Source organism: Bacillus badius NBRC 15713 (assembly GCF_001591605.1).
GTDB classification, from domain to species: Bacteria; Bacillota; Bacilli; order Bacillales; family Domibacillaceae; genus Pseudobacillus; species Pseudobacillus badius.
Window position 1 is genome coordinate 19172 of the sequence record NZ_BCVF01000014.1, and the last position, 14075, is coordinate 33246.

Genomic DNA, 14075 nt, shown 5'->3' on the forward strand with positions numbered 1-14075 from the left:
TTATGGCACATAACAATAAGGAAGTGAAAACGTGGAACCTGTGAAAGACCATCTAAAAGAAAATTTGACTGTCCTGTTTGTCGGATTCAATCCCAGTCTCCGTTCAGGTGAAACCGGCCATCATTTTGCGAACCCGAACAACCGTTTCTGGACGATCCTGCATAGAGCGGGCTTGACAGAAAGAAGATTCCGTCCCGAAGAAGATGCCGATCTCCTGTCTATCGGCTACGGTTTAACCAATATTGTTGCACGGCCGACAAAGAGTGCGCAAGAAATTACGAAAGAAGAATACAATAAGGGCAGACTAGAATTAAAGAAGAAGATTGCAGCTTATCAACCGCAAGTGGTTTGTTTTGTCGGCAAAGGCGTCTACCAGCAATACAGCGGGCGAAAAGAAGCAGCTTGGGGCATGCAGCCTGCCTCTGTCGTCCCCGGCGTTCTCGACTTTGTTGCCCCATCTTCAAGCGGTCTTGTCCGGATGCGGATGGAGGACATTGTCGCTATATACAAGGAACTCTCTCTATTCATTCGTAAACTGCAATCAAAACAAAAGGAGGAGTGAGCATCATGATAACAGCCGCTTGGATCGGCATTGTTCTTTTATTTATTATTAGCTTTGCGGGGTTAATCTTTCCGATTATTCCTTCCATCGTGTTTTTATGGGGAGGGTTTTTGCTTTATCATTTTGGCATCAATCATGAAGAATTATCCGTTGTCTTTTGGCTGGCGATGGCGGCGTTTACGATTTTAATTATTGTGGCCGACATTTTAGCCAACAGTTATTTTGTTAAAAAATATGGAGGCTCCAAATGGGGGGAAAGGGTAGCCGCTCTGGCTGTCATTGCCGGTTCATTTGTTTTTCCGCCATTTGGCATTTTGCTTGTGCCGTTCGCCGCTGTCGTTGTTACGGAGCTTTTGATCCAAAAAGATGCTAAAAAAGCGCTGACGATAGGCTTTGCTACATTCATCGGCTTTTTAAGCGGCACAATCGCTAAGTTAATCATTCAAGTTATTATGGTCATTTGGTTCTTTATCGATGCCATTATTTAAAAAATTCGTCCGTATATGACACTTGTCATATACGGAGTATGACGGGTGCTACTGCACAGTATTCCTCTTTCCTCTTATAATGAAAGAACAGAACTATAAGAGGAAAGGGATCAACTACATGAACAAAGAAAATTCAAAATGGCTGCGCAAACAAGTAGCGCCTTATGAAAAAGCCAATACGGCCGCCAGTGTTAGGCAATTAGTGAATACAATTCTTCCTTTTTGTCTTATCTGGTATCTCGCTTATGAAAGCCTGTCTGTCTCTTACTTACTTACGCTCGCCTTAGCAACTGTCGGGGCCGGCTTTATGACACGGATATTTATTATTTTCCATGATTGTTGTCATTACTCTTTCTTTAAGAGCAGAAAAGCTAATAAAATTGTCGGGACCATTACAGGGATCTTAACTTTTTTCCCATATAATCAATGGCAGCATAGCCATTCTGTTCATCATGCGACAAGCGGAAATCTTGATAAGCGCGGAACAGGAGACATTTGGGTGATGACAGTGAATGAATATCGGGAAGCATCTTTTTGGCAGCGATTATCTTATCGCCTGTACCGCAACCCCTTTGTCATGTTTATCTTAGGCCCGATCTATGTATTTCTGATTGGAAATCGCTTTAATCGAAAAGAAGCCCGTTGGAATGAACGGTTCAATACGTACTTTACGAATGCAGCCATTGCGGCTGTCGTTTCCTTGCTCATTTGGGCTGTCGGCTGGGAAGCTTTTCTTCTTGTGGAAGGTCCAATCTTTCTTATTGCCGGTTCAGCCGGTGTCTGGCTCTTTTATGTACAGCATACATTTGAAGACTCTTACTTTAAGGAAGATGAGCACTGGAATTATGTGAAAGCCGCCGTAGAGGGCAGCTCTTTTTACAAGCTGCCAAAGCCGCTTCAGTGGCTGACAGGCAACATCGGCTTTCATCATGTGCATCATTTAAGCCCGCGTGTACCTAATTATCAGCTGGAAGCAGCGCACAATCAGACACTTCCTTTGCAAAATGTGCCAACGATTACGTTAAGAACAAGCTTAAGCTCTTTAAGATTCCGTTTGTGGGATGAAGAAAGTGAGAAATTCATCACCTTCCGTGCTGCTAGAGAACCGCGCGCGCGCGGAAAAGAAAAGAGAGCCCTACAACTGTAAATAAAGTCAAACAGATAAAACCATGTTTTCACCCATCGTCCGATAAACTGGACCGGGCGAAAACATGGTTTTTCAACAGGCGAACAATTCACTAGTGAAGAAAATTCCTTTATACTGAAAAAAAGATAGAAAAACGAGGTTTTTATGATGCAAAGAATTCAGCGGGCTTTTCAGAGAAGCTCTGGTATTTCACCATATATCTGGAGCGTCCTCAGTTTGCTGCCCTTTTATTTTATTTTCCAGTCGTCCTCAACGGTTGAGATTTTCGTGGGGATTACACTCACGATTTTATTTTTTATTGCTTATCGGTTAGCTTTCTTATCGAAAAAATGGCCGGTCTATTTATGGACCTGCATTCTTATCGCTATCTCGATTACAATGACCATTTTGTTTCAATTTCCTTATTTTGCTTTTTATATCGCCTACTATAATGGCAATATCAAAAACCGGATCGCTTTTATCACGCTTTACGTCATTCACTTAATCAGTACGATCGTTTCTTTCAACTATCATCTTGTCCTTCAAAGCGACCTGTTTGTCAGGCAGCTGCCCTTTATTATTATCGTTTGGATCAGCGTTATTTTGCTGCCCTTCACCGTTTATAACCGCAAAAAGCAAGAGCAGCTGGAAGAACAGCTGCGCGATGCAAACGACAGGATTTCCGAGCTGGTCAAAATGGAAGAGCGGCAAAGAATTGCGCGCGATTTGCACGATACATTAGGACAAAAATTGTCACTGATCGGCTTAAAAAGCGACCTGGCAGAAAGGTTAATTGCCAAAAATCCAGAACAGGCGAGAGCCGAACTAAAGGATGTACAGCAAACCGCTCGTACGGCCTTAAACGAAGTGCGAAAAATGGTTTCTTCCATGCGGGGCATCCGTTTAAAGGATGAGATTGTTCTTGTTAAACAGCTTTTGCAGGCGGCACACATTGAATTTATCAGTGATGAAGAACCGAAATTAGTGAATGTTTCCTTGTTTTTAGAAAATATTTTAAGCATGTGCCTAAAAGAAGCGATTACTAATGTCGTAAAGCATAGTCACGCTACTCAATGTGAGGTAAAAATCGAGCAATCTGACAAAGATATACACATTACAGTAAAAGACAACGGAAAGGGACTGGCGGCGGATACAGCGTTCGAAAATGGAAATGGCTTGTTAGGAATGAAGGAGCGTCTTGAGTTTGTCAATGGCTATTTGGATATTCATTCCGACCACGGCACTACACTTGTTATCACCGTGCCTAATGATGTAAAACAAAGAGAGAAGGAGAGATAAACCATGATTCGCATCGTGATTGCGGAAGACCAGCGCATGCTTCTTGGAGCTCTAGGCTCTCTCCTCAGTCTGGAGGAAGACATAGAAGTGGTTGGCAAAGCATCAAATGGAGAAGAGGCGATTGCCCTCGTTCAGCAGCTGAATCCGGACATCTGCATTATGGATATTGAAATGCCTGGAAAAAGCGGTCTTGAAGCGGCGGAAGAATTGCAAGGGTTTGAATGTAAAGTCATCATCTTGACAACGTTCGCCCGCACCGGCTACTTTCAGCGCGCCTTAAAAGCGAAGGTGAGCGGTTATTTACTGAAAGACAGCCCCAGCGAAGAACTGGCAAACTCCATTCGCAGCATTATGTCCGGCAGACGCATCTACGCACCGGAATTAATGGACGATTTCTACAGTGAGGAAAACCCGTTAACCGAACGGGAAAAAGAAGTATTGGCGCTTGTCGCTGAAGGGAAGAATACGAAAGAAATTGCCGATCAGCTCAAAATCAAAAATGGAACGGTTAGAAATTACATTTCAACCATTTTCGATAAGCTCCATGTAAAAAACCGAATTGAAGCCATTTCCCAATCGAAAGAAAAAGGCTGGTTTAAATAAGGAAGAAAAACCTCCGTCCAACAATAGAGCCAAGCATAACGGCTCTTGTTGTACACGGAGGTTTTTCAGTCATTTGACAGCAGCTAGCTACATTCCATGACCGCTGTTGTTGTTTTGCCGGGAATGATTTTTGTTTTTCACTTTGTGCGATCCGCTGAGCGGCTTAGGCTGTCCGGATTGGTTTCTTTTGGATTTTTCGGGATTTCTGCCCATTTAAACCCCTCCGAGTGTCAAGTCAGGGTTATCTGCCGTATTCTCAGTGGAAAATCGCCGTTCTTCTGCTTCAGAGTATGTCGTGCGGTAAGGGAAGCGCTCAGCATGTTGTGAAACTGAATCTGTGCCTTGTTTAACAAAACGCTTGGATTTGCTTCTTTTTCCCATGATCCATCCCTCCGAAGTGTGTATTGGCACAGAAGCCTCTGTGCTGTTCTTATTGTGTCTCAATTGCTTATTTATATAAGCTGAATCATAAGCAAGGAAGGAGGAAAAAGTTTTTTTCAAACCTGTATATTTTTCTCCCCGCAGGATAGTCTAAATAAGGCAAGGAACGAAAAAACTCCAATGGGGTGATGGTCTTGGGCATCAATCGTACGAACCCAGAAGCGGAATTTTCAATAATCACATCATGTAAATGAGGTGTTTGTCGAAGATTAAGTACAGGTTGTACAAAACCATTCGTCTCTCTTGCATATGAAAAAACGGTACGCCAAGCCGGCGTACCGTTTTTTTCGTCTTAATTATAACCCCAAACCATTGTAAACAGGGTACCAAGGATAGTCACTACACCTACAAACAGGGCGTACGCAATATTTGTATAAAGCGTAGAACGATCCGAGTTTTCTCCGATATGCATGAACAGCAGCAACTGCAGGCTTGCCTGAACAATAGCCGTAATTAACAAAATCGTCATTCCGGCTGTATAAGACAAATCAAAATAAACAACAGCTAAAGCAACTAGTGAAAGGATTAGCGAGAAAACAAATCCCATCACATGAGGAAGTGGGAATAACTGTTTCATATTACATCAATCCTTTCAAATAAACGAAGCTGAAGATGAAGATCCAGACAACATCAAGGAAATGCCAATATAAAGAGAAAATAAAGGACTTATTCGCTGTTTCAGGAGTAAATCCATGTTTTCTCACTTGAAGCAAAATGGCGGTTCCCCATAAAAGTCCAAATGTTACGTGAGCTCCGTGTGTACCGAGCAATGTGAACAAGCTAGAGAGAAAGGCGCTTGTTTGCATTGTTGCCCCTTCATGAACATAAGTCACAAATTCAGTAATTTCAACGCCAAGGAACCCAAGGCCCAATACGAGAGTGATCATAAAGAAAGTCATCATCGCTTTCTTTAATCCAAGCCGCATAGCATGAATACCCAGGCCGATTGTGAAACTGCTTGTTAAAAGCAGGAAGGTTTCTATTAATACAGGCTTTAATTCGAAAATTTCCTTAGCACTCGGACCGTTTCCATAACGGTTGGCCAATGTAAAGTACACGGCAAAAAGGGTGGAGAAGAGGGCAATTTCCGCCCCTAAAAATATCCAAAACCCTAAAACCTTTAATCGGTTTTCTTCTGTACTATATTCCAATGGAAGTGAGTGATCTATTTTCATTTTCTTTCACCTCGCAATGCTTCTTCCGTCCGCTCGATTTCCTCAACGGATATATGATAGCCATGATCCCGCTCAAATGTGCGGAAGGCCATTGTCCCAAGAATGACTAATCCGGCAATAATGGCTGGGAGCCACCAGCTGAATACAAGGAAGAAACCGGCAAAGAAGAATGCTATTCCCATAATGAATGGCATGCCGCTGTTGCTTGGCATATGAATAGGCTCATAAGCGCCTTCAGCAAGCGGTGTTTTGTTTTTCTTAGAGAACCAGAAAGCATCTAATGAATCAACAGTTGGCACTTTCGCAAAGTTATATACAGGAACCGGGCTGTGTGTGCTCCATTCCAGCGTTCTGGCGTTCCAAGGATCGCCGGTTGTATCACGCGGGCTGTAGCGTACACTCCAGTAGATATTGTACACGAGAATAATGAACCCAATTGCCAATCCGACAGCACCGATGGCAGAAATCAAGTTTAATGGTCCAAAGCCGGTGCTTGCAGAGTACGTATACATCCGGCGTGTCATTCCGTTTAATCCAAGAATAAACAGCGGGAAGAATGTCACATTAAAGCTGACAACAATCACCCAGAATGACAGTTTTCCAAGACGCTCGTTCAAACGGAAGCCGAAGACTTTCGGAAACCAGTAGTAGAAACCGGCAATAACCGCAAAAACCGTTCCTGGAATTAATACGTAGTGGAAGTGGGCAACAAGGAACATCGTATTATGATACTGATAGTCAGCACTTGCCATCGCCAGCATAACCCCGGTGACGCCGCCGATTGTGAAAATTGGGATGAACGCCAGAGAGTACAGCATCGGAGTAGTAAATTCAATTTTTCCTTTCCGCAGCGTCAAGAGCCAGTTGAATATTTTGACCCCGGTCGGCACGGCAATGGCCATTGTAGTGATGGAGAATACGCTGTTTACCATCACGCCATGGCCCATTGTATAGAAGTGATGCGCCCATACAACGAAGGAAAGCATTGAAATAGCGACCATACTAATAACCATTGATTTATAGCCGTATAGGTTCTTGCGGGCAAATGTAGAAATGATTTCGCTGTAAATACCAAATGCCGGAAGAATAACGATATAGACTTCAGGGTGTCCCCAAATCCAGAAGAGGTTGGCCCAAAGCATATCCATCCCGCCATTTTGCATAGCGAAAAACTGTGTGCCGAATTGGCGGTCAAACATCATTAAAGCAAGAGCAACTGTTAATACAGGGAAAGCAAACACAATAATGACATTTGTAATCAAAACGGACCAAGTAAACATCGGCATTTTCATTAATTTCATGCCTGGTGCACGCATTTTTAAAATCGTAACGATAAAGTTAATCCCTGTCATCAATGTCCCGATACCGGAAATTTGCAGAGCAAGAGAGTAATAGTTGTTACCGACAGTCGGGCTGAACTCCGGACTTGCAAGCGGGAAGTAAGCTGTCCAGCCGGCATCCGGCGACCCTCCAATAACGAATGAAATGTTAAATAACATAGCCCCGGCAAAAAACAGCCAGAAGCTGATGGCATTTAAGCGCGGAAACGCCACGTCACGCGCCCCGATTTGCAGGGGAATGACAACGTTCATTAAACCAATAACAAATGGCATAGCCATAAACAAAATCATAACGACCCCATGAGTCGTAAAGATCTCGTTATAGTGTTGCGCATCGAGTAAGCCGTTTTCCGGTCTAGCGGTTTGCGCCCGCATTAACAAGGCATCTACTCCGCCCCGGAACAGCATAAGCAAAGCACTCAAAATATACATAACGCCAATACGTTTATGATCAACGGTCGTTAACCATTCGTTCCAGAGGTAACCCCATTTTTTAAAATAGGTCAACCCGATTGGAATAGCCAGCGAAACAACCGCGATGGCAACCATCGAAGCATAAATCATCGGTTCGCCGGTTACGAAAAATTCATCCCATTTCATATTGGATGACTCCTTTCCAAATTGTTACTTTAGACAAATGTTTTATTCACTAGCAGGGAAGATGAGTCGCTGGTTTATTGATGCTCTTTATTTTCCATATGCTCCATATGGTCCATATTGTCGTGTTCTTTGTGATCCTCATGGCCTGTTGGCTGATCTTCCTTCTCCTCACCATGATGATGTCCGGCATGTTCTCCTTCTGGAGCTGGTTTGAACTCAAGGTGAGTGGATGTATACGTTTTGCGTCCTACATGAGGTGTTTCCAAAAGTTGATCAAATTCTTTTTCAGTTAATTTTGGTGCTGTCTGTTTTACGTCACTGACCCATTCTTTATACTCGGATGGCGTCATCGCTTGGGCCTCAAACTCCATGTGGGCAAAGCCCTCACCGCTGAAGTTAGAGTTCTTGCCCATATAAGATCCCGGTGTATCAGCTGACAAATGAATTTTCGTCACCATATCACTCATAGCATATTTCTGACCGGCAAGCTGCGGAATCCAAAAACTCGTAATTGGTCCATAAGAATATAAGCGGAATTCAACCGGACGATCTGTCGGAAGATTGACATAGTTGACGGTTTCAATTCCTTCCTCCGGATAGCTGAAATGCCATTTCCAGTTAGAGGAGGAAGCATAAATGACAAGTGGCTTCTCGTTAGCATAGCCTGCGGGCACGCTCTCCACTTTATCCGTTGTCCGAACCGTAACGACAGACAATATAATTACAATAATAATAGGAATGACTGTCCAAATTAATTCTAGCCATTTGTTTCCTTCTTCATGAGGAGGCTCATAGTCTTTATCCATCTTGGAAGCACGATATTTTACAAGGACAAATACATAAAGGATATAGACAACCAGCAAGATACCGGCCATCATCATAATCGAAAAAATAATTGTATCGGATAATGTTTTTGCTTGTGGCCCTTTAGGATCGAGAACCATTAACGGGCTGTCACAACCCGCCAGTGCAGTGGAAACAGCGAAGATTACGGATAGTAATAACCACTTTACTTTCATTTTTAACCCCTCTCACTTCATTTGAACTTTATGTGCAATATTTCACAATAATTTTTGAAACCCTTATCCATCTAACTTCCCAGTATCTCCTTTCTGTATTTGCATGATTATCATAGTCCTATCCAAACTAAAAAACAAATAGAAATATATCGTGTCACAAAAGATTCAATATTGTAAGTAAATGACTGGAAAAATAGAAACTTAGTATATTTTATTCCATAAAAAGGAATATAAAGAACCTTGCTTTCCCTTCGCTCATTGTCAGCAGAAATGTTCTATATTACTATTAAAATGAGACTAATTTCCTTTAATAGGAGAATGGAGGAAAGAATATGAGAGAAAAACAAAAGTGGAAACGGATTGGACCTGTTTTACTTGCGGCTGCTATCGGCACGAGCGGCACCTTCCTGCCAGTTCAGCCTCACATCTCTGCACAAGCGCAGGAACCGGTTAAAAAGAAAACAGACAAAAGGGCAGAAGAAACAGCCCATCTCTTTATGTCGGCTGTACTGGAAGAAAGATGGGCTGACGGTTATCATTTATTTAATGAAAATTTGAAAAAGTATGTTTCTATGGAGCAATTCCCCTCCATTTGGAAGGCTAAAACCGCCCCGTTTGGAAAGCTGGGAAAACCGCTGGCCGTGAAAACAGCGGACAATCAAGTACATACTAGTGTAACGCTGACCTATCAGACTGCTCCTTTTCCTGTCGATATTACGATTCATCTTGATCAAGCAGGAAAAATCGATGACTTTTTTATTCCTTTTTATGCTGCGCCGCCAAGTCAATACAAGTCTCCTGCCTATGACAAAACAGACAAATATACAGAGCAAGAAGTGGCCTTTGGCAAAGGGGAATTGGCGCTTCCGGGCACATTGACACTTCCGAAAGGCAAAGGGCCATTTCCGGCAGTCGCTCTCGTCCACGGTTCAGGTCCGAATGATCGGGATGAGTCCTTAAATTCAACGAAGCCCTTTCGTGATCTGGCAGTCGGCCTGGCAAATAAAGGTATTGCTGTTCTCCGTTATGAGAAATTAACAAGAGAGCATCATATAAAGACTGGGATGAATCCAAAGCTTAGTTTACAGGAAGAGACAATTGATGATGCTCTCGCAGCGGTTCAGTTTTTAGACAGTCTTCCGGAAGTGAGCGATCAATTGTATGTCTTGGGCCACAGCCAGGGAGGCTATGCGCTGCCGCGTATTTTAAAGGCAGATGCTGCACACCGGATTACAGGAGGCATTATTGTAGCTGGTCCTAGCGGCAAATTTCAAGATTTGATGCTATGGCAGCAGCGCGCAGCGGTAGAAAGGGCGAAAAAACAACCGCTTCCTCCAGAAGACTTGCAAGCGATCGAAGCCAATCTAGCCTTCTGGGAGCAGCAAATCGCTTTGATCAATAATCCAGACTATACAAAGGAACGTCTTCCGGAGGGATTTCAGCTCGGTAATCCGTACTGGTGGTTCGATTTGCGTGATTATGTTCCGGCTGAGTTAGCCGCCGAGCAACAGGTTCCGCTTCTTATTATGCAAGGACAAAAAGATCTGCAAGTACCCGCTTCGGAATTAACAAAATGGAAAAATGCGCTTGCTCACCGGAAAAACGTTTCTTATAAAATGTATCCAGATTTGATTCATTTGCTTGTGAATGCCAAAGGGGAGCCGGATTATTCAGAATATAATGTTCCAGCGAATGTTCCCGAAGAATTTATTGAAGATATCGCCCAATGGATAGGAAAAGACACACTCTCTTTTTCCGATGTAAAGGCTGGTTTCTGGGCGTATAAAGAAATTCAGTTTATGGCCAAAAAAGGGTATCTGAGCGGCTATGCAGATGGAACGTTCGGACCCAATCAGACTGTGACGCGGGCACAGGCAGCGAAGCTGTTAGCCAAGGCTTTGCACTTTGACCTGAATCAAAAAATTGAACAGGCAACCTTTAAAGATGTGCCGGCGCAAAGCGAATTCCTTCCTTATATACGCTTTTTAAATGAGAAGGGGATTATGTCCGGATACAAAGACGGAACTTTCCGGCCAAACGAGCCGCTGAGCCGCGCTCAGATGGCAAGAATGCTGATGGAGGCTTTTCAGCTAAAAGGACAGCCTGCTAAGTTGTTTAGCGACATTCGAAAAGATCACTGGGCTTTTCAGTCCATTCATGCCCTTGCTGCCCATGGAATAGCTGCCGGCAATTCAAACGGCACATTCGGGCCAGCTGAAAAAGTTACGCGAGCCCAGGCTGCGGCCTTTTTATATCGTTCTCTTCATCAGTAAACTTCTGTTCTTTTTTGCATGTTTGCGATTATACTAAAGAAAAAAGAAAGCAGGGAGAACTTTGACAAATATTCAAACGCCATTAACAGACTTGGAAATTGCCCGAAAAGCGGATATGCGGCCCATTCAAGAGGTTGCGGCCGCAGCGGATATTCCGGCCGAAGCACTGGAGCCCTATGGAAAGTATAAAGCCAAAATTAATGTATCCAAGCTCCCTCAAAAGACGCAGACGGGAAAAGTAGTGTTAGTGACAGCGATTAGCCCTACCCCGGCAGGAGAAGGAAAATCCACTGTGACAGTCGGATTGGCGGACGCTCTCTCCCGATTGAAAAAAAAGACGATGGTGGCCCTTCGTGAGCCTTCTTTAGGACCAGTCATGGGAATGAAAGGAGGAGCCACTGGCGGGGGATATTCACAAGTCCTGCCAATGGAAGAAATTAATCTTCATTTTAACGGGGATATCCATGCGATTACAGCGGCAAACAACACGTTAAGTGCACTGATTGATAACCATATTCACCACGGAAACCTTCTACAAATCGATCCCCGGCGGATCACGTGGAAACGAGTGCTTGACCTCAATGACCGGGCGTTGCGCCATATTACGGTCGGGTTAGGCGGACCTGCCCACGGTGTGCCACGCGAGGATGGCTTCGATATTACGGTGGCTTCAGAAATTATGGCCATTCTGTGCTTAGCCACAAGTTTATCTGATTTAAAAGAGCGGCTCGGTCGCATTGTCATTGGTTATACATATGACAAGAAACCGGTAACGGCCCATGATTTAGAAGCAGAAGGGGCACTCGCTGTTCTGCTGAAAGAGGCGTTCAAGCCGAACCTCGTTCAAACGATTGAAGGAACACCGGCACTTATCCACGGCGGGCCGTTTGCAAATATCGCTCACGGCTGCAACTCCATCATGGCTACCAATACAGCGCGGCAGCTGGCGGATATCGTCGTGACCGAAGCGGGCTTCGGAGCCGATCTCGGTGCAGAGAAATTTATGCACATTAAAGCACGACAAGGGAAGTTTTCGCCGGATGCGGTCGTGATTGTAGCAACCGTACGGGCACTGAAAATGCATGGCGGCGTGCCAAAGCAGCAATTAAAAGCCGAAAATGCAGAAGCAGTCCGAGCTGGCTTGCCGAATTTAGAAAAACACATTGATACGATCCGCCGTTTTGGGCTCGAACCTGTTATCGCTGTTAATCGCTTTACATCCGATACGCCGGAGGAAATAAATGAAATTCTTAACTGGTGCCGCTTGCATCAGACAGAAGCAGTTGTTGCGGATGTTTGGGAAAAAGGAGGGCAAGGCGGACTTGAACTTGCCGAAGCTGTCTGCAGACAACTGAATCAGCCAAATCACTTTGCTCCGCTTTACAGTCCAGGAGAGAAGGTAGCAGATAAAGTGCAGACCATTGTCAAAGAGGTCTATGGAGGAGAAGACGTGCACTTTACTGATAAAGCCCAAAAGCAGCTTGCCGCTATTGAGCAAAATGGCTGGGATACGCTGCCGATCTGCATGGCAAAGACCCAATATTCATTTACGGATGAACCAGGCCGCATTGGCCGTCCACAAGAGTTTACGATCACCGTCCGGGAGATCATCCCGAAAATAGGCGCAGGCTTTCTTGTCTGTTTAACCGGAGAGATGATGACGATGCCCGGGCTGCCTAAACAGCCGGCAGCCATGAACATGGATCTTGATGACTCCGGTCATATTAGCGGATTAATGTAAAAAAAGCCGTCGCTTTGAACATCGAAACACGTTCAAGGCGACGGCTTTTTGTATGATACAGCGTTTCAGCATCGCTGATAACATTCTCATTCTAGATTACTGAACTCTTTCCTCGATCTCGCGGCATACTTCATCTGCCGATAAGCCGCTTGCTTCAATAATAGGCGCTTTTGCGGATAGCTCTTGCATGCCCATAACATTGGAGTCCATTCCTGTTACGACACAGGCAGAACAGTTGTTTAAATCTCCCGCTGATTTAAAATCGATGACCTCATATCCTTTTTCGCGAAGTGCCTGAGTGACATTGGTAAGCGACTGTTCTACAGCAATTCTTTTTGTCATTTGATATTGCCCTCCTTGAGTTCATTGCAGTTGTTTCTACCCATCCATCAGTGTCTGCCGATGGAAGCTTCACTGTGTAGGTTGTCTATTTCCCGCTGTTTTTATTCCGAACTTTAAAGGGAAGAATAAAGAAGGGAGGTGATGTGGCAAGATACAACGAAGAGGGATGCTTTCCATAATGAAAGCGGCACTAGAAGATGATTCTTCCCATGCCGCTGTTTCATTTAGCGAATGTTCATGTCATTTGGCGCCGGCCCTTTGCGCCGATTGCGGTTTAATTCGTTAATTTCTGTCATTTCCTCTTGGGATAGCTCAAAGTCAAACACCTGGAAGTTTTCTTCAATCCGGGATGGAGTGACGGATTTTGGGATGACAATCGTGCCGTTTTGTATATGCCAGCGCAGCACTACTTGAGCCGGCGATTTACGGTGCACCTCAGCAATTTGCTGAATCACCGCATCTTTCAATACGTCGCCTCCTTGCTCCAGCGGACTCCACGCTTCCACGAGAATATCGTGTTTTGCGCAAAACTCTTTCATTTCCGGCTGGGCAAGATACGGGTGGCATTCCACCTGGTTCAGCACAGGCTTTACATCGCATTCCTTCAAAATGCGTTCTAAATGCTCAATTTCAAAGTTACAAACGCCGATCGCTTTTACGCGCCCATCATGATACAGCTTTTCCAGCGCTTTGTATGTATCGACATACTCGTCATATTTTGGAGTAGGCCAGTGGATTAAATATAAGTCGACATATTCAAGGCCGAGCCGCTCCAGGCTTTCTTCAAAAGCCCGCAATGTGTTTTCGTAGCCTTGATCGCTATTCCAAACCTTTGTCGTTATAAACAGCTCTTCACGCGGCACAGAGGATTGCTGAATCGCCTTGCCGACACCTGTTTCGTTTTGGTATACCATCGCTGTATCGATCGATCTGTAGCCTGTTTCGATCGCTTTAGTGACCGCAACCGTCGCCTGGTCGTCCTCTACTTGCCAAACGCCAAAGCCGAGTTGAGGCATCTTTAAGCCATTATTTAACGTTACAACATTCATTTGGCATCTCTCCTTTT

The 14075-nt window shown here is 44.4% G+C and carries 15 protein-coding genes; 7 read left to right on the forward strand and 8 right to left on the reverse strand.

What is annotated here, in order from left to right; translation table 11 throughout:
- Positions 1–31: 31 nt before the first annotated feature.
- The 5 genes from mug to BBA02S_RS08995 all read left to right on the forward strand — a co-directional run bounded on the left by mug (position 32) and on the right by BBA02S_RS08995 (position 4078).
- Positions 32–562 carry a G/U mismatch-specific DNA glycosylase gene (gene mug / locus BBA02S_RS08975; RefSeq protein WP_041113579.1) on the forward strand — a complete coding sequence of 177 codons (531 nt, stop codon included), beginning with the start codon at positions 32–34 and terminating at the stop codon, positions 560–562.
- Between the two features lie 5 nt (positions 563–567).
- The gene (locus BBA02S_RS08980; protein WP_041095984.1) at positions 568–1050 is read left to right on the forward strand and encodes a DUF456 domain-containing protein; all 483 of its coding nucleotides are present in this window, start codon (positions 568–570) and stop codon (positions 1048–1050) included.
- 118 nt (positions 1051–1168) lie between these two features.
- Entirely contained in the window at positions 1169–2197 is a 1029-nt protein-coding gene (gene desA / locus BBA02S_RS08985; RefSeq protein ID WP_041095983.1) for a Delta(5) desaturase DesA, read from the forward strand.
- Positions 2198–2344: 147 nt separating this feature from the next.
- Positions 2345–3475 (forward strand): sensor histidine kinase, encoded by a 1131-nt coding sequence (locus BBA02S_RS08990; RefSeq protein ID WP_041095982.1) that lies wholly within the window; start codon positions 2345–2347, stop codon positions 3473–3475.
- 3 nt (positions 3476–3478) lie between these two features.
- Complete coding sequence (locus BBA02S_RS08995; protein WP_041095981.1) at positions 3479–4078, forward strand: response regulator transcription factor; 600 nt, start codon at positions 3479–3481, stop codon at positions 4076–4078.
- An 87-nt stretch (positions 4079–4165) separates the two neighbouring features.
- Here BBA02S_RS08995 and BBA02S_RS09000 read toward each other — a convergent pair whose 3' ends face one another.
- The 6 genes from BBA02S_RS09000 to qoxA all read right to left on the reverse strand — a co-directional run bounded on the left by BBA02S_RS09000 (position 4166) and on the right by qoxA (position 8653).
- The gene (locus BBA02S_RS09000; protein WP_041095980.1) at positions 4166–4291 is read right to left on the reverse strand and encodes a small acid-soluble spore protein P; all 126 of its coding nucleotides are present in this window, start codon (positions 4289–4291) and stop codon (positions 4166–4168) included.
- A complete protein-coding gene (locus BBA02S_RS20965; RefSeq protein WP_169713109.1) occupies positions 4292–4459 on the reverse strand; it encodes a hypothetical protein in 168 nt (55 codons plus the stop codon). It lies immediately after the preceding gene.
- A 352-nt stretch (positions 4460–4811) separates the two neighbouring features.
- Positions 4812–5096 carry a cytochrome aa3 quinol oxidase subunit IV gene (qoxD, locus tag BBA02S_RS09005; protein WP_041095979.1) on the reverse strand — a complete coding sequence of 95 codons (285 nt, stop codon included), beginning with the start codon at positions 5094–5096 and terminating at the stop codon, positions 4812–4814.
- A 1-nt stretch (position 5097) separates the two neighbouring features.
- Entirely contained in the window at positions 5098–5694 is a 597-nt protein-coding gene (gene qoxC, locus BBA02S_RS09010; RefSeq protein WP_041095978.1) for a cytochrome aa3 quinol oxidase subunit III, read from the reverse strand.
- On the reverse strand, positions 5691–7634 hold the full coding sequence (qoxB, locus tag BBA02S_RS09015) for a cytochrome aa3 quinol oxidase subunit I (RefSeq protein ID WP_041095977.1): 1944 nt from the start codon (positions 7632–7634) through the stop codon (positions 5691–5693). Before qoxB ends, qoxC begins: the two co-directional genes overlap by 4 nt.
- A gap of 74 nt (positions 7635–7708) precedes the next feature.
- Complete coding sequence (gene qoxA, locus BBA02S_RS09020) at positions 7709–8653, reverse strand: cytochrome aa3 quinol oxidase subunit II (protein WP_041095976.1); 945 nt, start codon at positions 8651–8653, stop codon at positions 7709–7711.
- A gap of 332 nt (positions 8654–8985) precedes the next feature.
- On the opposite strand from qoxA, the gene BBA02S_RS09025 reads away from it, so the two are divergent.
- Together BBA02S_RS09025 and BBA02S_RS09030 are read left to right on the forward strand one after the other, a co-directional pair.
- Positions 8986–10926, forward strand: coding sequence for an S-layer homology domain-containing protein (locus BBA02S_RS09025; RefSeq protein ID WP_052475058.1), 1941 nt, complete (start codon positions 8986–8988; stop codon positions 10924–10926).
- A gap of 61 nt (positions 10927–10987) precedes the next feature.
- Positions 10988–12667, forward strand: coding sequence for a formate--tetrahydrofolate ligase (locus BBA02S_RS09030; protein WP_082040210.1), 1680 nt, complete (start codon positions 10988–10990; stop codon positions 12665–12667).
- Between the two features lie 96 nt (positions 12668–12763).
- Here BBA02S_RS09030 and BBA02S_RS09035 read toward each other — a convergent pair whose 3' ends face one another.
- Both BBA02S_RS09035 and BBA02S_RS09040 read right to left on the reverse strand, forming a co-directional pair.
- Positions 12764–13009 (reverse strand): YkuS family protein, encoded by a 246-nt coding sequence (locus BBA02S_RS09035; protein ID WP_041095975.1) that lies wholly within the window; start codon positions 13007–13009, stop codon positions 12764–12766.
- Positions 13010–13233: 224 nt separating this feature from the next.
- Positions 13234–14058, reverse strand: coding sequence for an aldo/keto reductase (locus tag BBA02S_RS09040; RefSeq protein ID WP_041095974.1), 825 nt, complete (start codon positions 14056–14058; stop codon positions 13234–13236).
- Positions 14059–14075: the final 17 nt, after the last annotated feature.

Excerpts from the sequence above, each read along its gene's own strand:
- desA (WP_041095983.1), top strand. The coding sequence starts at position 1,169 with ATGAACAAAGAAAATTCAAAATGGCTGCGCAAACAAGTAGCGCCTTAT.
- BBA02S_RS09025 (WP_052475058.1), top strand. The coding sequence starts at position 8,986 with ATGAGAGAAAAACAAAAGTGGAAACGGATTGGACCTGTTTTACTTGCG.
- BBA02S_RS08990 (WP_041095982.1), top strand. The coding sequence starts at position 2,345 with ATGCAAAGAATTCAGCGGGCTTTTCAGAGAAGCTCTGGTATTTCACCA.
- BBA02S_RS08980 (WP_041095984.1), top strand. The coding sequence starts at position 568 with ATGATAACAGCCGCTTGGATCGGCATTGTTCTTTTATTTATTATTAGC.
- qoxB (WP_041095977.1), bottom strand. The coding sequence starts at position 7,634 with ATGAAATGGGATGAATTTTTCGTAACCGGCGAACCGATGATTTATGCT.
- BBA02S_RS20965 (WP_169713109.1), bottom strand. The coding sequence starts at position 4,459 with ATGGGAAAAAGAAGCAAATCCAAGCGTTTTGTTAAACAAGGCACAGAT.
- BBA02S_RS09035 (WP_041095975.1), bottom strand. The coding sequence starts at position 13,009 with ATGACAAAAAGAATTGCTGTAGAACAGTCGCTTACCAATGTCACTCAG.
- BBA02S_RS09000 (WP_041095980.1), bottom strand. The coding sequence starts at position 4,291 with ATGGGCAGAAATCCCGAAAAATCCAAAAGAAACCAATCCGGACAGCCT.
- BBA02S_RS08995 (WP_041095981.1), top strand. The coding sequence starts at position 3,479 with ATGATTCGCATCGTGATTGCGGAAGACCAGCGCATGCTTCTTGGAGCT.
- BBA02S_RS09040 (WP_041095974.1), bottom strand. The coding sequence starts at position 14,058 with ATGAATGTTGTAACGTTAAATAATGGCTTAAAGATGCCTCAACTCGGC.
- qoxA (WP_041095976.1), bottom strand. The coding sequence starts at position 8,653 with ATGAAAGTAAAGTGGTTATTACTATCCGTAATCTTCGCTGTTTCCACT.
- qoxC (WP_041095978.1), bottom strand. The coding sequence starts at position 5,694 with ATGAAAATAGATCACTCACTTCCATTGGAATATAGTACAGAAGAAAAC.
- qoxD (WP_041095979.1), bottom strand. The coding sequence starts at position 5,096 with ATGAAACAGTTATTCCCACTTCCTCATGTGATGGGATTTGTTTTCTCG.